This window comes from Nostoc sp. FACHB-133 (genome assembly GCF_014698055.1).
In the GTDB taxonomy this organism is placed as follows: Bacteria; Cyanobacteriota; Cyanobacteriia; order Cyanobacteriales; family Nostocaceae; genus Nostoc.
Genome location: NZ_JACJSH010000008.1, coordinates 159,889 through 179,851 on the forward strand (window position 1 = coordinate 159,889; position 19,963 = coordinate 179,851).

Here is a 19,963-nt window from a genome sequence, read left to right on the forward strand (position 1 = left end):
TTCAGTAGATGCCGTTATGACTTGATAAATGCGACTATGTATGTGTTCTCGAACAATAAATAGTTGCTTTGTTGTTCAGATAAAAAATCAAATTTTATCTGACTATAGTAACTTTGGTTTTTAGCCAATTGTTTGATGTTTTGAGAAGGTAACATAATGAATAAAATCATAAAACGCACACTTCTACCCAGCCTCATGGCTGCAAGTTTAGCTGGTGTAACTTTGGTTCCCGCTAAACCGGCTGCTGCTGATGACCAAGTACTACGAGATGCAGGTATTGGGGCTGTTACCAATGTCGTCACCGGAGCCGTTAGGGGAAATGGTAGTGTATTAGGCAATGCTGTCAAAGGTGGTGTCACTGGTGCAGCTGTCAATGGTGCAAATGGTCTGAGAAACACTCGCAATCGCCATCACCGGAACATTGGTCAAGATGTTGGAGTCGGTGCAGGTGCTAGCGCAGTGACCGGCGTAGTTACTGGCGATAGCAGAGATACACTTGGGAATGCTGTTGACGGTGCAGCTGTAGGCGCAGCAATCCATCTACTGACCAATGGCAAATAATTTGTAAATTCATCAGCGAAAATACTTTCCACTTGTAAACACTACGAATTGATTCCTTCCCTAATTCCTCTGCTTCGAAGATGATCAAAGACAACCCCCTTTCCCTAGTAGGGAAAGGGGGTTGATGGGTTAGATTGATATTGTGATATACGCCACCGTCACATTTAGATGACGTTAGACTTAATACTAAACTCTAGCCCTTCAACGCTTTTCTAAAGTTTCGACGATAGGATTGATTCGTAATAAACAAAGCTGGCCATAGCAAGGATAAACCAATGCGATTGGTCAAAGTTGGATTAAAATTAGTCCTTCCAAATCCATTCCAAAATTTCCAAACGCCACCTCCGTAAACCCCTATCAAGCCAATAACAATTAAAGTACCCATTCCTATCAACTCCGCTAGTAACTGACAGAATTTAAGTTAAGTTTTACCACACTAGGTAAGCACTTCATAAGCAACGCCGAGAAGGTATGACAAAACTCCCCAGTTTTTTACATCTAAGTCAGTTAAACACACATTCTCTGATTCCAGTGTAGAATAGCCCCATGCTTTGCAGCTAGCTAGAAGCTCATGTATTGCATTCCCTTAGAACCTTTGAACTAAATGCACAAAGTCGTATTTGTGGCTAAAAGGTTGCTGTAGTGATAAAAAAGTATAAATTATGATGCTAGAAATTAAGCTTAGACAACACAAAAACCTCATCTAATTTTAGATGTTGTGGGAGCGAACGCTGGCATAAACCCATACATTGCTACAAATTGCCAACAGAGACATTTATTCTACTTATCATAACTTTCTGGCATACCCACTGGTGATAAGCCTGCGATCGCTCTGAGATTTTGGCAACGAATCAACTCAGTAAAATTTAAACCAGAACGCCCTTCAATTTTTGCTACCGCTTCAATTGCCAACAATAGGTGCTGCGCTGCTTCAGCTTCTGAATAACCGCGCCGTTGTGCGATGCGAATTGCTGCTGCATCGGCATTTAACTCTGACTCTTGAGATTTATTAGTGCGCCAGATCCGAAAAGCAGCGATCGCACTTAATCCTCCAGCTATGGCTACACCCACCACATCTGACTGTGATGCTTCTAATAAGCCACCTAACATCCCCACTAGCACGACACCTTGATAAATGTTGGGTTTAAACCACTTCACCCCCGTCAACCAGCTAACCATCTGCAACAATAGCAAATCTCGTTGCGCTTTTGCTAGGTAACGCCATAAATCGAAATTAATATATATTGGTCGCGTCTGATTCCAGGGTTGGGGAAAGGACGCATCAATCACTTTTGCCTGTTCCGGCTTACTAACAATTTTTGTCGTCATCCGGCCAGAAGCAGGCATTACATCTAATAAACGGCGAATTTCAACATTTGGCTCCATAAATTTAATTATTAGCCATAATGTGCATAGTAATTATTTTAGTTACCATTTGTGTTAACCTTTGATTTGTGAGATGCTATCGCAATCTTTCTAAATAGTTATTCTATTAGTGAAAACCTCTGTAAATGGCGATTTGTAAATAGCTTAGACAAAGCCATAAGAATATTGATAAAGCAGTTTGATAGTGTGGCGGGATTTTATAGTATCCGTTTGCCCCAAGTTCAAAACCTTAAGTTTTGGATAACCATTGATATTACTGTAACGATATGGACGCTTTTGCTACCCTCCCACCTGAATGGACGAATCAGGCAATGCACGCTTATGAATTTTGCTGTCCTAATTGCCACTCAACTAGCCGAGAAGCTGAAAAAGTTTGGCTAAATCGGCGATCGCCTGTACTTACAGAAGACCGTCGTCGCAAATGGCAAGAGTTCTATTATTGCCACTGTGCTACTGTGTGGTGGGCTTGGAGTAACGATCGCCCCCCTAAAGATATATCCAATCAGCCAGATTATAATCCTACATAGCTAATTTTTTCCCTGAACAAAAGCCCACCTCAAGGCGGGCTTTTGTTTATCTAATTCTGAGCTTTATTTGCCATCACCAATTTTAGAAGGTGAAGGTAGTACGCAGAGTACCTACATAGATGGTATCGTTAGCGTCGTTGTGTTCAGGATTGAAGATTACCAACAAGCCAGGCGTGACCTGGATATTATCAGAAACCTTGAACTTGTAAAGACCCTCTAAGTGATAAGAGGTATCGGTGTCTAAGTTATTAACTGTTTTGATGCTGCCACCAGTAACTTTGGGTGGTTGACCAAAGATAACACCTAAAACGTTGCCTTCTCCACCGAAGTCTTTTAAAGCAAGCGATCCAGCCCAGTACCAAAGGTCTGCATCTCTACCAACGTTAACACCACTCCTAGCATCAGCAGTTGTATAACCTCCCCAACCACTAATAGCCAAGTTAGAGCCAAGTTGGAATGTCGCTTCTACACCATAGTTGTTAGATTCAGTACGAGCACCAGTTCCAAAGGGGTTATTGGCAAAGGTGCTACCTGTACCTTGGAAAAGGCTGTTGGCAGCATTGCCAGCGAAGTAACTACGGGCGTAGGTCAAACCAATATTGAAGGCTTTGGTGGGTTTGAAAGTTAATTGACCAAAGATAGTGTTATCGCCATCAAACAGACCGTTACTAAGTCCGGGATTATTAGCACCAAAAACACCATTACCAGTTGAAGGTGCTAAATAAGCACCAGTCAAGCTGATAGCTTCGTTAGGATTGAAAGTAACAGTCAAACCAGCACCATTTTGACCTTGACGGTAGATGGGGCTGAAACGTCCATATCGAGAGAGCGCGCCTCTACCAGAGCTTGTAAAGTCAGGGTTAAAGGTGTTTACGTTTTCATACAATTCACCGCCACTAGCGTCAATCTTGACACGCACTGCATCAGTGAAGTTGAAAGCATAGTTGATTTTATCAATCGCAACAGAGTTGTTGGTATCACCGTCATAACCCAATCGGGTCATGTTGGTACCACTACCGCTTGCAACACCACCAACAACACTACCAACGTTGGAAACGATATTGCCAGCATTTAAACGGATTTGCAACTGGTCTTTACCAGTGAAACTGCTGTACAAGTTCAAACGCACCCGATCAGAGAAAACAGTGTTGCTGTTTAAGTCTGGATTATTGTTAGGGTTGGCATCTGTATCAGCCCTATTTTCACCAAAAACATCAGACACGTTGAAAATTGCTTCCCCAACCAACTTGGTGGTAGTGGAGAACTGATTAGCTTCAAGTTCAGAAGTGCGGGCTTCTAGTCCATCCACACGACCGCGCAGAGTTGCTAATTCAGCAGAATATTCTTCTTGTAAGCGCTGTAAAGTAGCTAAATCTTGTTTGCTAACTAAATCAGCAGTAGCTGTAGCAATCAGTTCGTTAACCCTATCTAAACAGGCATTCAAACCTGCGGCAAATTCATAACGGGTCAAAGCACGGTTCCCACGATAGGTACTGTTGGGATAACCTGCAATACAGCCGTAGCGCTCAACTAGAGATTGTAAAGCTTGGAATGCCCAATCCGTGGGTTGCACATCTGAAAATTGCGAAACTGATGTTACCTGACTCATATCATTAGAGTCTTGAGCTTCAGATAACTGGGCAGCATTTGTTACTTGTTCGTTGACTTCAGCAGCTAAAGCGCTATTAGCAACAAAAAATGTCGCAGCTACAATAACTGGACTAACCTTAAAAAGATTCCAGAATCGTTTTGTCATGTTTATACTCTCACTCACACCTAAATAACCCGACCACTGCAAAACGCTTATAGCACTTTACTTTCGGGAATTCCACACACAATCACAGACACGATTATACATTACACTCTGTGAATTTTACAAGCAATTCAGCTAACATACTGCTGAACCATAATTTTTAATTAGTTTATTTGGTAAACGCAAAATAATGCGGCGTTTATGACGTAGAACTGTTCCTTCTTCCTCCAATTGCTGTAAGAGGCGGGTAACTGTTACTCGCGTGGTATTTAATACTTCAGCAATATCTTGATGGGTAACATTTAAATCAATTAGTTTCCCCTTATCTACATCACGTCCAAATTTTTCACTTAACCACACCAAAAATTGCCATAAGCGTAGCGAAATTGGTTTTCGATGCACAATACTTAGTAGATCCTCTGCCTGTTGAATATGGGACAACAAAGCATTAATATCTTGATGCCATAAATGAGGCGGTACAATGCTTACTTCCACGCCTGTGAGACATTCAATTTGGTAGGGCTTGACCCTAGATAAAGGATAGCCAATCAGATCCCCTAATCCCCAATAACCGAGAGTGATGAATGTTCCATCTTCACTCCACGTTAAGGTACGAACTGCACCGTATTCAATACGCCAAAGTACGTCATTTTGAAGTGGAATTACTTCCCTACGGGTAAATATCTGCTGGGGTAATTGTCCGCCAAAAGCAGAGCTATTTGACACGGCAGAAGAGTTTGAAGTAGGAGTTGTAGAATATATCATTAACAGTAACTACATAATTATCAGGGAATCTCGATATTTAAAATGATTAAGAAACTCTAATAATTTGTATAAAACAAAATCCACCTGTGTATCTAATTATGTGTATTTTTACTCATGAGAGCTAGAGACTAACTCAAAATCTTTTCATTGAAACAACTTCTTGTTTTAGGTATCTATGAGTTAGATAGATACTAATTTTTTTCAGTTGTTTATCTGTTACTTTAGTTGTGCAAGTTTAAGAATAGGTAAGCTTTTAGTAAAATATTTAGTTAAATTATTTTGATTGAGCAAGTTTTCAACCGAAAAAGGTGGGTTTCGCTCGTTCCCATACGGAATATGGGAACGAGCGAAACCGCATTAAGCTAAGTCTTTAAAACTTATGTATACACCGTAGGTATGTATTGGGGAGGGAAAAAGATTTCTAATTTCCCGTTTTCATAAGCCAATACGCTTGGGTTTAGGCTATGCAGTGCGAAGAATAGTAAGAAACTCCCTCATCAAGTTTCTTAGAACCAGCGTAAATTCGGTCTACTACACTCTTTCAATATACAAGCGTGCAATTTTCCCCTTTTGACAAGCCAAAAAGGGATGACTTTAGCTACTAGGTATCTTTTGTTACTATATTTATTTACCTCTATCCTGAAATTTAAGTTCGTTCTAAAGGTAAAAATTAAAATCTCGTTGTGATTATTTTACTTCGGTGACACGCCAGCTAAGTTTCAAATTAATCCAGAAATTCCAGATAGTAGCAACTGCGATCGCAATAAAGTTGGCAATATAACGGTTAGGAATAAGAAAATTGAATACCAAATTTAATACCAGTACATTCAATACCAATCCAGCAAGGCAAATGGCATTGAACTTCAAAAACCGCTTCAGGCGTTGATGCCATTCTTGCTGTCTGGCGCTGACATCAGCAAATGTCCAAGCGTCATTCCACAAAAAATTATTTAAAATCGCAATTTCACCAGCGATAATTTTGCTGCGTGTCAGGGGCCAAGCCAAGGTAGTGGGATCACTGAGTAAATAAAGAATTGTCATATCCACAAATACCCCACTCAGTCCTACTAAGCCAAAGCGGATAAATCGGCCAATGGGGAAACCTGTTTGTTGAGTAAGTTTTTGTTTTTTATTACCTCCGGTTAACCGTAACCTTACTAAATGGTGAATGTAATCTATGTATTGTTTCCATGTAACTTTGCTTTCACCCTCTTTGCGTTCACAAAATACATATCCAACTTCGGCAACTTCATCTACCTTTCCGCGTCCGATTACTTCTAAGAGAATTTTGTATCCCACTGGATTGAGTGTTGCATTAGCGATCGCACTTCGACGCACCATAAAATAACCACTCATCGGGTCAGAAACTCTGCCCAGTACTCCCGGTAAAATAACCAAGCCTAATAATTGAGCGCCACGAGACAATAAACGTCTGACAACACTCCAGCTACTAACACCGCCTCCTTCAACATGACGACTAGCTACTGCCAAATCCGCTCCCTGCTCAACACTACGCAACAGTTGCATTAGCACCTCTGGTGGATGCTGCAAATCTCCATCAATTACCCCTAACACACTTCCCGTAGCTGCTTGCCACCCACGAATCACTGCCGAAGATAGCCCCCGTTCTTGTTCTCGTCGCATCACCCGCAATTGAGGGTATTCTGTTGTCAGGGATTGTGCTATCTCCCAAGTTCGGTCTGGGCTATCATCGTCTACCACAATTAGTTCATAGTTTCTTGGAATTGATTCATCAAGTAACTGACTCAATATACTAACCACATTTTGGATGTTGTCACGCTCTTTATAAGTGGGAATTACTAGAGATAAATGAATAGATTCACCAGTTATACCCACATTATTAGGGGGCAACTCTGAAATCTTTAGTGGGCCCGTTGGTACTGCTAACAGAGAGTTGGATGAGTTTGTCTTCATAATTTCACATTTATCTGTAAAGACTAAAGGAAATAGAGTCGAACATCTGCGCGCTTTATTGACTGAACCTGGTTAGCCAAAGTTTTTTGTTACATTTAGATGTTCTGAAAAGTTTGACATCTGCCTCCTGCCTTCTGAACGGAGGTTGGGTTTAAAACCCTTGTCTATTATCTCTGCACGTTTTATATATTCAGAAGTCCATAACTTCCTTTATGTGTAAGCTTTAAACCTTAAGTTACCCTTTGAAAAAATGATTTTTTTCATTGACTGATGAAACAACTCGAAACACCTATGTATTGGCATTATTACTTCATGACTGTATCCACATGGCATATTAACTGCATTTGCTCGTTTAATGTCACCATTATCTTGGCTGTTTTCAATTAAGCTTTGTTATTGATTCTATCCACATGACACACCCTATACTTAGTCGCAAACATGACTTTAGTTACTTTTTCAGTATTGAATTTTATCAGAAATGGTTTAAAATTGCTATACATCTCACGAATGATTTAGGATTGCTGTATTAATTGCTATATTGTTTTTTGAGTTTTGCGAGCGAGTAATGATTGAAGATGTTCAGTTTTCCTAATTAACTTTATAGTACTCTTGCGTAAGATGCATTCAATTGTATAAAATTGTTCAATTTCAAATAAATTATTATTATAAATAATCATAATACAATTGGAAATTGGATTGGAACTTGAAGTGTTTAAGACTAGCAAGGTCAACACCTAGCTTCATTTTAATTTTGGATTTAAAGACCTGTATTAAACTCAGGGTAAACGCATCTCAAATTTTATTGACAAAATTAAAACTATAGAATAAGGATTTATGGTTTGGTTGAGTTCTACAGACTAAATAGCGAAGGCTTAAGTTATTAGCAATAAGCGGTACTGAATGGGATTACTTAGGTCTTTATTTAGATGAGGGATTTCTCATTCAAAATATGTAGTTGCCTTGGTATTAAACCATTTTATATTGTTAATGAATGATTAATTCTTTATTGTATTTATGCTTATGCTAAACGCAAACATTTTATCTAATAGTAAGAAAAACCAAATATTATTAGGTTTCGCCATGATTTTGTCATTAATATTATTTGGAGAATTAGCAATTAGAGCTTATTCTTTTTATATTGATGCTTTAGGTAATGCTACAGGTCGATATTTACCTGATTTCCACAACAATTTTGACCAAATAAGAACAGGCATAGAATACCTTTTTTTAAATATTATATATGTTGTGTGGCTAATAATAAACAAGAATAAGCAAAAAGATATAACCTTTATAAAAATTTTAAAAAACAGTTCATTTTTTCTGTTAATTGCCTTTGCAGGTTATCCTATAACTACTGATATTAATTTATACATACATTATGGTTTGATGTATCTAAATGGAATTAACCCTTTTCTGAATCCTGCAAGCACATTTACCTCAGAATTGTCTCCATTTCTTGTTTGGAAACAGACTTCTACTTATGGACCTATATCTCAACTATTTTTTATGTTTTCTGCCTTTTTCGTTGCAATTACTCCTAGTTTAGGAATTTATGTATTTAAATTAATCTGTCTTTTATTCCATATATTAAATAGTTACTTAATTTGGGGGCATTTAAAAAACTCTCCTCATAAACTTAATGTAACAACTGCATATTTAGTTAGCCCATTACTTCTGTATGAGCAGGTTACAAATGCCCATATAGATGTCTTAATTTCTACCATTTTAATTATTTTAATAATATGTCTTAAAAACTATAATTATCTAGCTGCGATTGTTACAGCTTGGATTGGTTTTCTAATTAAAACATTACCAATTGTTTGGTTGCCTCTAATTTTTGTTTATTTGATTAAGCAACAGCGTTGGAAAATTTTATTTAGTGCCATTTTTATCTCTGTAGCTATAATTTTTGCAACTTCTTTGATAGCCTTACCTTCAGTCGATGCTTGGACAAGCCTTTTTAATCCTGGCGTTAAAGACAGAGTAGGCGGTTCTTTATATTCTTTGATTAAGAATGTACTAAGTTATAAATTTCTAAACCTTCCTGTAACTTTTCAAGCAACTGTATTCTCAAAATTTAAACCTATAATCTTTTCTATATTTGTAATTTCTTATTTAATTATTCTGGTAAAACCATATTTGAAAAAAACATATTCTACAACTAGTTTTAGTACAAATATAGGATGGATTACCTTAATACTATTTTTGTTTGCTGCTCCTTGGTATTGCTCTTGGTATTCCTCTGTGCTGCTGGCAATTGTAGCTTTAAACATAGATTCCAATTCAAAAAGATTCGTGATTACTAGCATCCTCTTTTGTAGTAGCAGTACTGTTTTTTACTATCTACTACGAGGTATCCGACTGTATGATTTTTTAACGGTTTTACCAACTATAGCAGTAATTATATTTTGGCTTGTACGTGATATCCAAACTCTAAAAAAGCCTCTAAAAAACTGAATTAAAAGTTACCATTTTTATAATTATTGTCGATAATTTTGTGGTAATAATTAAAATTTAATGCCTATAATTTGCCAACTATCAAAGCCCAACATTTTCTCGTTCTTCAGTACTTTTTATGCAAAATTGTTGTAGGCTAAAACAGCCATGTACTTAAAAAGCTATACGTTAATCACACCTTTTTTACAATCTTTTAGTCCTTCTTTTATAAGCATCTGAGAGACTTAGGGATTAGGCATACTTGATAAATTCTCGCTTAATATTCTTGCTAATACTGCATTTTTATTGAGAATTAACGACTAACTAATCAGGGTTAGAAAAACAAAAGCGATCGCTATCGCAAATGTTAAGACAGATCCGGGTAATGGATAGTCTTAAAAAGAGGGGGAAGCTAGAGGTAGTGACTTTAGGCAGTTGACCTTTTTTTAATTAAAAATTAAAAAGGATAATAACTTTTAATTAATTAATTTGGGGTATAAGCCCCCACTAATAGCATCGGCGGCAAGCTCATCCTCGATCGTCTTGCAATTTTTAATTAATAATTTTTAATTTTTAATTGGAGCGAAGCGACCTGACTCATGAACCGTCAATTAAGAGCGTTGACCGGTGACTATATATGCTACCCTCTGACCGATATTAGTTGCATGATCTGCCATCCGTTCCAGACAACGAATTGCCAGTGCTAGCAGCAAAATTGGCTCGACTACACCAGGTACATCCCGTTGTTGGGCTAAAGTTTGATAAACGCGATCGTAAGCATCGTCTACAGTGTCATCTAGGTGCTTTAAACGGCGACCACCGCCTTCATCGAAATCTCCTAAAGCCTTCAAGCTAGTTGCTAGCATCGCCTGTGCGTGAAGGGACATGGCTTCAATTTCAGATAAACACGTATGAGGCGCATAAGGAAAAATTTTAATCGCAATTTCAGCTAAATCTTCAGCATAATCGCCAATGCGCTCTAAGTCTCGCACCAGTTGCATAAAGGCACTCAAGCAGCGCAAATCTTGAGCCGTAGGCGCTTTCAGCGTCATAATCGCCGTACAATCTGATTCGATTTGACGATAAAAGCGATCAATCTTTTTATCTAATAGAGGAAGTTCCTCTGCTGCTGTTAAGTTACGAGCAAATAACGCTTGGTGGCTGAGGCGAAATGATTGTTCTACCAAAGCACCCATGCGTAATACGTCCCGTTCTAAGCGCCTAATGGCGCGTGCTAGTTCGGGTCTTTGAGGATTGGAACCATAATGGACAGCTTTCACACTTGTTGTCTTAAAGGTGAAGATATTACTAACTATAGTCTTGGCTTAAGGAGTTTGCCATAACTTCAGGAAATTGAAGTTGCATCCACGCACCACCAGTTTCTGGATGGTTCATAGCTTTGATTGAGCCACCGTGGGCGATCAGAATTTGCTCAACGATCGCTAATCCTAATCCATTACCAACGATCGCCCCGATGGAGTTACTATCTTGTGGGGAATGGCTTCGCGCCTTATCTCCTCGATAAAATCGCTCAAAAACATGGGGTAAATCTGCCTCAGAAAACCCGACTCCAGAATCAATAAGATTTATTTCTAGAATTGGAGAAGTAGCATCATTATCTTTTGTTGATAAAATTTTCGCTTCAACACGAATACTTGTAGAAGGAGGACTGTATTTAATACTGTTGTCTAGCAAGTTGAGAAAAACTTGGAAAATCCGGGCTTGATCTGCTTTAATCCAAAGATTTTCTGGGCCAGAATAAGAAAGAGATAGATGTTGGCGCTGTGCTAGAGGTTCTAGTGTTTCCCAAACAGATGTAATTAGCGATCGCAATTCTACAGCTTTGGCTTGCAATTGCATGGTTGGGTTTGCTTCCATTTGGGTCAAGTCTAACCAGCTTTGCACTAAGTTAATCAGCCGATCAACTTCCTGCATCAAACGGTTAACCCAGCGATTTAGAGGTGGTTCCAAGCGGATTTGTAAAGTTTCCACCACCAAGCGAATCGAAGTCAAGGGCGTTCTAAGTTCGTGGGCTAAATCAGAAAAAGAGCGATCGCGTACTTGATTTATGTCTAATAGGGGTTGACGATTTTCTAAAAATACTCCTACTTGTCCATTAGGTAAAGGCAAACTAGATGCCCGCAAAGCCAGAGATTTGATTGTTGACATTTCTGCCGCATCATCAAAAGATGGATGAAAAATCCATTCTCCCGTCTGTGGTTTTTGGCGATCGCGAGTTTGCTCAATTAAATGGTCAAGTTCGTAAGACCGTACTAACTCTAGTAGTAAGCGTACTTCTTCTGGTTGCCACCTTTGCAGATACAAAATTTCCTGCGCCTGCCGATTACACCACAGCAGCTGATTTTCCTCATCTACCTGCAAATATCCCACTGGTGCAAAATCTAGCAAGTCTTGGTAAGTTTGCAATGATTGCTGCAAATCTTGCCGTTGCTGTTTCACCATCGCTATTTCCTGCCATAACCCAGGAATCAGCAGCAGTCCCTTCTTGTCAGAATGCGAGGTTAACGGTCGGAATAAGCGCCCCAGGTAGCGGTTAAGTTGAACCTGTTGCCAAATCCAAAACCCAATGCCTACTGCTAAACCCAGAAAAAATCCCAATAAAAGCATTTGAGTTGTTAGTTTGTTGGTGACTACTAAAAACTAACAACTATCTAAACTAATTATCCAAACCTATAGCCAAAACCTCGTACAGTCACAATATATTCGGGATGACTGGGGTCTTGCTCTAATTTTTCGCGCAACCAGCGAATATGAACGTCTACGGTTTTACTATCACCAACGAAATCTGGCCCCCAAACCTGATCTAGTAATTGTTCACGCGACCATACCCTCCGGGCGTAACTCATAAACAATTCCAGCAAGCGGAACTCTTTAGGTGAAAGACTCACCTCTTGACCACGAACCAGCACCCGACATTCTTGAGGATTTAAGGTAACATCTTTGAATTTTAATACTGGTAGTTGTGGTAAATTACTTAGGCGTTGGCGGCGGAGTAAAGCGCGGCAACGAGCAACTAACTCACGCATACTAAAAGGTTTGGTCAGGTAGTCATCTGCTCCCACCTCCAACCCCAGAACGCGGTCAGTTTCACTACCCTTAGCACTGAGCATTAAAATCGGTACTGGGTTTCCTTGATGACGCAGCAAACGGCATATATCTAGCCCATTGATTTGCGGCAGCATCAAATCAAGAATGATCAAATCAAAGGGAACTTCCCCTGAGTTGCTTTCAAAACTTTTGAGATACTCTATAGCAGATCGCCCATCGGGTGCAGTTATCACCCCGTAACCTTCTTCTTCCAGGGCTACAGCTAGCATTTCCTGGATTAATTCTTCATCTTCTACTACTAGAATACGGCTGGTTTGTCCAATTTCCGTTCTGGCAGAGTATTTGGTCGATTCAGTGGTATACATTGATATCACAAAAGTCTGGGACTGTGCTTGTATCAATTAGCATGATTAAACTTATTATCTCGCCTTAGTGCGACGGCGCTTCTACTAGGGTTAATTCTTTTAGATTTTCTTTACAAAAAGTAACACATTCAACATCATTCTCCTAAATCACCATGATTGCCAGCTTTTAATACTTTGTTGGGTGGCGCAATTATATAAAGCATTGTCTTGACAAGAAGAGATGAGGTTAGGTATATTTATCTTAGTACAAAAGTACTATTAAATCTCAAAGGGAAAACTATACCTAAAAAATAGCAGGACATAACTGTGGAAAATTCGTACCACCTAAGTGTCCTATATCGATCATTTCAGTATTTCCACTGCGTGAAAAATGTTGATTTAAAGGCTACTCTGATGTCTGCATAGGGTAGTCATTGGTATGGCTTGCTACCCAATAAATCATTTGCCTATTGAAGGGAGTTGGAAGATGACTACAGTTGGAGTCAAGGACAGCAAACAACAACTAATGCAAGCATTTCAACAAATTATTATCCAAAGAAAAAAGCTGGAATCTAAAATAGCAACCAAACAAGAGGAAGCAGACAAGGCAAAAAGTCAAGAAATTCTGCAAGCAGCTTCTGCATATACGGTTGATAGTATTGTCAAAGGTTTAGCTGATTTACAATTGGAATTTGGCAGTATTCTCAATGCGTTATCTGAAAAACTAGCTCAGGAAAATTCTAAGTTAGATGAATTGAACCGAGCTATAGAAATTGAAACTCAACGCTTACAAGAGCTTCAACAAATCAGAGTTGTAGCGGATACTCTAGACATTTTAAGTCAAGAACACCAAGAAAAATTAAAAACCCTAGAACAAGATACTATCAGCAAAAGGGAAGCACTAGAAAAAGAAATTACAATCAGGCGGAAAGAATGGCAAAAAGAGCAAGCCGAGTATGAAGAAAAACTCCAAGAGTATAACGATTTATTAGTCAAAGAGCGCCAGCAAGAACAAGAAGAATCTCAGTATAAGTTAGAAACTACTCGTAAACTGAATACAGATAGTTACGAAGCGATAAAGCGCCAACAACAAAGAGAAATACAAGAGAATTCTCAAAAGAAAGAGAAAGATTGGGCACAACGAGAAAAGATATTCGCTGAACGCCAACCACTGTTTGCAGACTATGAACAAAAGGTAACTACATTTCCGAACGAGCTGGAAGAGGCCGTAAAGAAAGCTAGAGAAGAAGCAATTAAAGAAACAAGCCAAAAAGCTAAAATTGAGGCTGATTTATTTGAGAGAGAATGGGAATCTAACAAACAGAGTTATGAGCAAAAAATTCAATCTCTGGAAGAAACAATTAAGAAACAGTCTGAGCAAATAGAAGGTATCTCTGCTCAATTGCAAACTGCATTAAAACAAGCACAAGACTTAGCTATGAGGGCTTTTGGTAGTTCTAACCCTAAATAGTTACGAGTTTGTAGCATCTTAACCATTTTTAATTCCTGAAGAGGAGGTTTGTTGTGGTGGTGAAAAAGCCGACTGATAAGAATACTAAAGTAGAAATTCTTCAGGCATTTGAGGAGTTAGCTAAAGAAAAAGCAGCGCTGAAATTGGAACTTGAAAAAGTTGCCAAAGAAAACCAGTCTGGAACTAAAGAACAGCCTAAATTAGAACAAAAAACAGCTATGAATCAGCTTTCTAGCGTCCAACAGAAGATGAACAATACAATTGAAAGCTTGGCAAAGATTCAATTAGGTTTTGGCAGTGCTGCTAATGAATTATCGGAACAGCTAACCACAAAAGCCTCTAATTTGGAAGAAATTAGGCGAAATTTAGAAGAGGAAATCCAACAATTAACACAGCTGCACAATTTAGAAATTTCTGATGATATCTTGGATACTCTCATCCAATCTTATGAAGATAATACGAAAGCTTATCAGGAAGAATATAACCAGCGTTCCGAAGTGTTATTCCAAGAAATACTAGAACAAAGAAATATTTGGGGGAAAGAACAGGAAGAACAGCAACGGACTATAAAAGAACGGAATGAAAACTTGAAGAAAACTCGACAACGTGATGCATCAGAGTATAAATATAATTTAGAACTCCAACGACAATTGCAAAGTGACGAATACGAACAAGAGCAGAAAGCACTATATAAACAACTAGAAGAATTACTACAAGAGACAGAGAAACAATGGGCTGAACGAGAGAAAGCAATTTCTGAGAGAGAGAAACAATTTGAAGAATTAAAAGCGAAGGTAGAGGCTTTCCCGAAAGATAAAGAAGCAGCTATCAAAAAAGCTACAGAAGAAGGCAAAGGCATTGCCCACTATCAGGCGAAAGTAAAATCAGATTTATATTCTAAGGAAGTGGAAGGGCAAAAGCGTTTCTATGAACAAAGGCTGCAATCTCTAGAACAAACTATTACTAATCAAGAGACGCGGATTCAAAATCTTTCTAAACAACTTGAATCTGCTCTCAAGCAAGTTCAGGATTTGGCAGTTAAAGCTATTGAAGGGACTTCAAATGTTAATTCATATCAGGCTATTAAAGAAATAGCTTTAGAACAGGCAAAGACTCAAGCGAAAAATAAATAATACCGATTATTTTTGACGTTGTATAGAACAAGGAGCTTAAGCTTCTTGTTTTATCAAGGTTAATTTTGTGCCGCTTCCCATAGGATTGGTATAAGCTGATTTATTTTTATGACAATTGATTTTAGAGACTTAATTTAAATTAAGTCTCTACAACTGACTATAAAGCTTTTATTCGGTTTTCTTTGGTTTTTTGATGTCTGGAGGAGGTTGTAGTTTCCTCTTCTTTGTTCCGGTAGCCTGTGTTTGCTGAAATGCTTGATTAGAATTTGGCTCTTGACTAGACATAATACTAAATTTTAAAATCTCTGACAATATTATCTACATTACGGGTATTGTAGATTACAGAAATATATCACAAAGAATTTAAATTTTTAACTAAAAAATTAGTACATAATGTTAATCGTGTAATAATCTTTGCTTTGTTTATACTTAATGTTGATTCGGCATAATCTTAATACCCTTTCCTGGATAGCTTTCTAGATTTAGACTGATCGGAAACTGGGAAAGCCGACTAGATAGTAATATTTTGCCTAAAAATGGAAGAAATAAGGCTAAAATTTATGTAAGTACAAGCCGTTGAATATTAAATTAACTTTAAATTTATTTAACTTTACAGAATGCCAGACGCGGAAAAGTCCCAAAACCAGCTGGCTAATGAAAAGCTGCTGCATCGGCAAGTTAGTAAAAAAGCCAATTATTCGCTCTTAGCCAGTGGAGAAGAGGGAATGGTGCTTCAGTTGGCGGATGGTACTATCCAGGCTTGCAGTGCAGCTTGCGATCGCATTTTGGGACTAACCGCTCAACAGCTTGTAGGGCAGAATTTACTCGATTCCAAGTGGCAATTTCTTCATGAAGATGGCTCTCCTTTAACTAGCGAAACTCACCCGGCGATCGCTGCTCAGAAAACAGGTAAACCTTGCTTGAATGTAATGTGTGGCTTTTATAAGCCAAATGGTCAGCTAGTCTGGCTATTGTTGTCTTCACAACCTCTGTTCCAAGCTGGAGTAAACGTTCCCTTTGCGATCGTCACAACTTTTTCGGATATTACAGAATTTAAGCACGCACAACTTGAGGAAAAATGTAACTGTACTGAAGATATTCAACAAGTTGAAGAAGAAAGTTGGTTGCAGCTAGAAGCTGAGAGTATTGTTCCTGCTGCCTCTCTTGTTGATGCAAATAAATCTCAAATACTGTGGGATAGTCAACGTTTGTTCCAACAAATTGCTGGTACTCTGCCGGGGATACTTTACATATACGACCTCATTGAGCAGCGAAATTCTTATGTTAATTACGAAATTGCTCAAGGTTGGGGCTACACACCAACAGAAATCCAGGCAATGGGAAAGGATTTATTTATCCAACTTCTACACCCTGAAGATTTAGCTCAACTCCCTGCTTATTTTGAAAGATTTAATTCTGCTCGTCCAGGCGAAGTCCTCAGCTTTGAGTACCGCATTCGACACGCGAATGGAGAGTGGCGTTGGTTTTGTAGCTATGACACTGTATATAGCAAAACTGTTGAGGGATTCCCGAAATATCTTTTAGGCATTTCTTTCGATATTACAGAGCGACGACACATAGAAATTTCGCTGCGGCAAAGTAATGAAAGGTTTGAGCTAGCAGCTGCGGCGGTTAATTGTCTAATCTATGACTGGGAAATTCACAGAGGTACTGTGGAAAGAACTCAGGGTTTAACCCAGGTTTTTGGCTACACACAACAAGAAGCTGAACCCGCCTTCGAGTGGTGGCAAAAACTCATCCACCCCGATGACCAACAAAGAGTTAATGACCAGTTCATGGCTAGTATGGCCAATGGCAACCGTTATAGCATTGAGTATCGAATCCGTCACAAAGATGGTCGCTATGTATGGGTGCAAGACCAGGGTTTTGCTGTTCGGGATGCAAATGGTCAGGTAGTTAGGATTGTTGGTGCTAGTACTGATATTACCGAACAGCAAGCTGCGCTGCGCGATCGCCAGCAAATTGAAACAAACCTGCGTGAGAGTGAAGAACGGATTCGGTTAGCCACTACTGCTGCGGAATTGGGTATGTGGTTTTGGAATATTACCACCAACGAGTTAGTTTGGACAGAGAAATGTAAAGAGCTATTTGGACTAGCCCCAGAAGTCGAAATGAGCTATGAGCTTTTCCTCAACTGCATACATCCAGAAGATCGTCAACGCCTCAATGAAGCGGTCGCCCGTTGTTTTCAGGAAAAGGTTGAGTATGACATTGAATACCGCAGCCTTTGGCCTGATGGTAGTATTCATTGGATTGCTGCTAAAGGTCGTGTCTTTTACGAAGCCGACGATCAGCCAGTTCGGATGATGGGTACTGCTCAGGATATTACTGGGCGTAAACAGATAGAAAATGATTTGCGCCAGCGTGAAACTCAATTAAGGCGCTTAGTTGATTCCAATATTATTGGCATTATGTTCGCTACACCTGACCATATTACTGAGGCAAACGAGGCTTTTTTAGAAATGGTGGGTTATACGCGAAAGGAACTCTTAGCAGGTAAAGTACGCAGAAAACTGATGACTCCACCGGAATATCACGCTCTTGATGAGCAGGGGATAGAGCAACTTTTAACGGTTGGAGTATGTAATCCTTTTGAAAAAGAATATATCCGCAAAGATGGTTCGCGCATTCCCATCCTAATTGGTGGTGCTTTGGTAGAGAAAGATCCGCCATCTTGGATCTGTTTTATTCTGGACTTAACCCCAAGGAAGCAATTAGAACAGACACTTAGACAACAAGCAGAGGAACTCAAACAGGCAAACCGAAACAAAGACGAGTTTCTTGCCATTCTCTCCCACGAATTGCGATCGCCCCTCAACCCAATTTTAGGCTGGTCATCGCTACTCAAAAGCCGCAAATTTAATGAAGCTACTACCAATCGGGCCTTAGAAACCATCGAAAGAAATACTCAATTGCAGATTCAATTAATTGATGAGTTGCTGGATGTATCCCGAATTATTCGCGGTAAGTTGAACCTGACTTTTGCCACTGTTAACCTAGAATCTGTAATTGATGCTGCATTAGAAACAGTCCGGTTAATCGCAGAAAGCAAATCCATCCAGCTCAAAATACAGCTTGACCCTAATGTTGGTAAAGTGTCAGGCGATTATTATCGCCTACAGCAAGTTGTAGGGAATTTACTCTCGAACGCTGTCAAGTTCACTCCCCCTAACGGATCTGTGGAAGTCAGCCTATCGTCGAGTAGGGAATTGACTTCCCACTCAGCACAGATTCAAGTTAAAGACACTGGACAAGGGATTTCCCCTGAATTCCTCCCCCACGTATTTGAATATTTTCGTCAAGCCGATAGCAGTACAACCAGAAAATTTGGCGGGCTGGGATTGGGATTAGCAATAGTTCGCAACCTGGTAGAGCTGCATGGTGGAACTATAACAGCAGCTAGTGCAGGAGAAGGACAGGGAGCAATTTTTATTGTAAGACTGCCTGTGATCAAAGAGATTAGGGGAGATGAGGAAACTGGGGGAGGCAAAGATAAATTTAACTCGTTAGCGATCGCTGGACTACGGATATTGATTGTTGATGATGATGCTGATACACGGGAGTTTTTGCACTTCTTCCTACAACAGAATGGGGCACTAACAACTGTTGCAGCATCGGCAACTGAGGCGCTGGCTGTCATAGCCAAGACCATACCTGATGTATTAATCAGTGATTTAGGAATGCCAGAGATGGATGGTTACAGCCTGATTAGGCTACTCAGGGCTATGCCAAAGGAAAAGGGAGGGGAAACTCCGGCGATCGCTCTTACGGCTTATGCGGGAGAAAGCGATCGCGATCAAGTTCTAGAAGCTGGTTTTCAGAAACATATTGCCAAGCCAGTACAACCAACTGAATTAATAACCTCAATTGCAGATTTGATAGGTCAAATATAAGTAACACTTGTGATTGGCTCAAAATGCAAAGAGACGTTGCACTTCTCTGAAATTCAAATAGGACTTACGCAAACAATAGTAGAAACCTTTATTTTTAGGTAGGGACAATTTATAAATTGCCCCTAAGCGTGTAGGTTTGCGTGACTCTTATCAAAAATCCTAGTTTATCCTTGGATTGATTTCCATAAAATTGTTTTTTGCAAAAGATAATTTCGAGGTAAAAATCTTGGCGCAATCATGCCCCGATTTTGGGATTGCGATCGCTAATTTCCAGTCTAGTATTAGAATTTTTTCTATCAAGGACAACTATCTAAAGAGTGAAAGTTTTTGATCGTAATCCAGCCATTAGTTAGTTGTATAATCTCGATTAAAGGCTAATAATACATCATATCGTCAACATACATTGCTACTTCTTAAACCTTGTTAAAGATCGTGATGCATTGAGCTTGACGGTATTAACCCTCGTCAGCAATTATAAAGAAGCGGCTATTAAAAGCCAATTTTCGTACTGCTTGACGGCGATTTTAGAACTGAGAAAATCGTCTACTTGCACTAATGATATTTATTCTTGCAGCGTAGGATATTACCACAGAATCACTGATTATCGTTATTAGTGTTATCTGCGGTTCTTTAAAAATCAAATAGGAATATAATACTATTTGTGGTGAA

14 protein-coding genes are annotated in these 19,963 nt (G+C 39.2%); 6 read left to right on the forward strand and 8 right to left on the reverse strand.

The features are described from left to right. Nucleotides 1-156: 156 nt before the first annotated feature. The gene (locus H6G86_RS09480) at nucleotides 157-561 is read left to right on the forward strand and encodes a hypothetical protein (RefSeq protein WP_190934090.1); all 405 of its coding nucleotides are present in this window, start codon (nucleotides 157-159) and stop codon (nucleotides 559-561) included. A 193-nt stretch (nucleotides 562-754) separates the two neighbouring features. Here the strand turns inward: H6G86_RS09480 and H6G86_RS09485 are convergent, their stop codons facing one another. Further along, nucleotides 755-946, reverse strand: a complete 192-nt coding sequence (locus tag H6G86_RS09485) for a hypothetical protein (protein WP_012410565.1) — start codon at nucleotides 944-946, stop codon at nucleotides 755-757. 395 nt (nucleotides 947-1,341) lie between these two features. Continuing rightward, nucleotides 1,342-1,947 (reverse strand): DUF3318 domain-containing protein, encoded by a 606-nt coding sequence (locus H6G86_RS09490; RefSeq protein ID WP_190934091.1) that lies wholly within the window; start codon nucleotides 1,945-1,947, stop codon nucleotides 1,342-1,344. 266 nt (nucleotides 1,948-2,213) lie between these two features. On the opposite strand from H6G86_RS09490, the gene H6G86_RS09495 reads away from it, so the two are divergent. After that, nucleotides 2,214-2,474: a hypothetical protein gene (locus tag H6G86_RS09495; RefSeq protein ID WP_190934092.1), complete on the forward strand. Its 261-nt coding sequence runs from the start codon at nucleotides 2,214-2,216 to the stop codon at nucleotides 2,472-2,474. Between the two features lie 82 nt (nucleotides 2,475-2,556). Here the strand turns inward: H6G86_RS09495 and H6G86_RS09500 are convergent, their stop codons facing one another. The 3 genes from H6G86_RS09500 to H6G86_RS09510 form a co-directional block, all read right to left on the reverse strand. Then, nucleotides 2,557-4,230 (reverse strand): iron uptake porin, encoded by a 1,674-nt coding sequence (locus tag H6G86_RS09500; RefSeq protein WP_190934093.1) that lies wholly within the window; start codon nucleotides 4,228-4,230, stop codon nucleotides 2,557-2,559. 132 nt (nucleotides 4,231-4,362) lie between these two features. After that, entirely contained in the window at nucleotides 4,363-4,992 is a 630-nt protein-coding gene (locus tag H6G86_RS09505) for a Crp/Fnr family transcriptional regulator (protein ID WP_190934094.1), read from the reverse strand. 687 nt (nucleotides 4,993-5,679) lie between these two features. Continuing rightward, entirely contained in the window at nucleotides 5,680-6,927 is a 1,248-nt protein-coding gene (locus H6G86_RS09510; protein WP_190934095.1) for a glycosyltransferase, read from the reverse strand. Between the two features lie 1,014 nt (nucleotides 6,928-7,941). Between H6G86_RS09510 and H6G86_RS09515 the strand changes: the two genes are divergently transcribed. After that, entirely contained in the window at nucleotides 7,942-9,384 is a 1,443-nt protein-coding gene (locus tag H6G86_RS09515) for an MptA/MptB family glycosyltransferase (RefSeq protein WP_206758432.1), read from the forward strand. Between the two features lie 590 nt (nucleotides 9,385-9,974). On the opposite strand, the gene phoU is transcribed toward H6G86_RS09515, so the two are convergent. From phoU to H6G86_RS09530, 3 genes are read right to left on the reverse strand one after another with little or no spacing between them, the layout of a single operon-like run. Next, on the reverse strand, nucleotides 9,975-10,643 hold the full coding sequence (gene phoU, locus H6G86_RS09520) for a phosphate signaling complex protein PhoU (protein ID WP_190934097.1): 669 nt from the start codon (nucleotides 10,641-10,643) through the stop codon (nucleotides 9,975-9,977). A gap of 28 nt (nucleotides 10,644-10,671) precedes the next feature. Continuing rightward, entirely contained in the window at nucleotides 10,672-11,991 is a 1,320-nt protein-coding gene (locus H6G86_RS09525) for a sensor histidine kinase (protein WP_190934098.1), read from the reverse strand. Nucleotides 11,992-12,044: 53 nt separating this feature from the next. Beyond that, complete coding sequence (locus tag H6G86_RS09530; protein WP_190934099.1) at nucleotides 12,045-12,797, reverse strand: winged helix-turn-helix domain-containing protein; 753 nt, start codon at nucleotides 12,795-12,797, stop codon at nucleotides 12,045-12,047. A 466-nt stretch (nucleotides 12,798-13,263) separates the two neighbouring features. On the opposite strand from H6G86_RS09530, the gene H6G86_RS09535 reads away from it, so the two are divergent. From H6G86_RS09535 to H6G86_RS09545, 3 genes are all read left to right on the forward strand, one after another. Continuing rightward, on the forward strand, nucleotides 13,264-14,247 hold the full coding sequence (locus H6G86_RS09535; RefSeq protein ID WP_190934100.1) for a coiled-coil domain-containing protein: 984 nt from the start codon (nucleotides 13,264-13,266) through the stop codon (nucleotides 14,245-14,247). 53 nt (nucleotides 14,248-14,300) lie between these two features. Beyond that, nucleotides 14,301-15,380 (forward strand): coiled-coil domain-containing protein, encoded by a 1,080-nt coding sequence (locus H6G86_RS09540; protein ID WP_190934101.1) that lies wholly within the window; start codon nucleotides 14,301-14,303, stop codon nucleotides 15,378-15,380. 617 nt (nucleotides 15,381-15,997) lie between these two features. After that, nucleotides 15,998-19,294 carry a PAS domain-containing protein gene (locus H6G86_RS09545; RefSeq protein ID WP_190934102.1) on the forward strand — a complete coding sequence of 1,099 codons (3,297 nt, stop codon included), beginning with the start codon at nucleotides 15,998-16,000 and terminating at the stop codon, nucleotides 19,292-19,294. Nucleotides 19,295-19,963: the final 669 nt, after the last annotated feature.

What these genes read in the sequence shown, in the direction of transcription:
- H6G86_RS09485 (WP_012410565.1), bottom strand. Translation starts at nt 946, where the DNA reads ATGGGTACTTTAATTGTTATTGGCTTGATAGGGGTTTACGGAGGTGGC.
- H6G86_RS09535 (WP_190934100.1), top strand. Translation starts at nt 13,264, where the DNA reads ATGACTACAGTTGGAGTCAAGGACAGCAAACAACAACTAATGCAAGCA.
- H6G86_RS09530 (WP_190934099.1), bottom strand. Translation starts at nt 12,797, where the DNA reads ATGTATACCACTGAATCGACCAAATACTCTGCCAGAACGGAAATTGGA.
- H6G86_RS09490 (WP_190934091.1), bottom strand. Translation starts at nt 1,947, where the DNA reads ATGGAGCCAAATGTTGAAATTCGCCGTTTATTAGATGTAATGCCTGCT.
- H6G86_RS09505 (WP_190934094.1), bottom strand. Translation starts at nt 4,992, where the DNA reads ATGATATATTCTACAACTCCTACTTCAAACTCTTCTGCCGTGTCAAAT.
- H6G86_RS09500 (WP_190934093.1), bottom strand. Translation starts at nt 4,230, where the DNA reads ATGACAAAACGATTCTGGAATCTTTTTAAGGTTAGTCCAGTTATTGTA.
- H6G86_RS09510 (WP_190934095.1), bottom strand. Translation starts at nt 6,927, where the DNA reads ATGAAGACAAACTCATCCAACTCTCTGTTAGCAGTACCAACGGGCCCA.
- H6G86_RS09545 (WP_190934102.1), top strand. Translation starts at nt 15,998, where the DNA reads ATGCCAGACGCGGAAAAGTCCCAAAACCAGCTGGCTAATGAAAAGCTG.
- H6G86_RS09525 (WP_190934098.1), bottom strand. Translation starts at nt 11,991, where the DNA reads ATGCTTTTATTGGGATTTTTTCTGGGTTTAGCAGTAGGCATTGGGTTT.
- H6G86_RS09495 (WP_190934092.1), top strand. Translation starts at nt 2,214, where the DNA reads ATGGACGCTTTTGCTACCCTCCCACCTGAATGGACGAATCAGGCAATG.
- H6G86_RS09480 (WP_190934090.1), top strand. Translation starts at nt 157, where the DNA reads ATGAATAAAATCATAAAACGCACACTTCTACCCAGCCTCATGGCTGCA.
- H6G86_RS09515 (WP_206758432.1), top strand. Translation starts at nt 7,942, where the DNA reads ATGCTTATGCTAAACGCAAACATTTTATCTAATAGTAAGAAAAACCAA.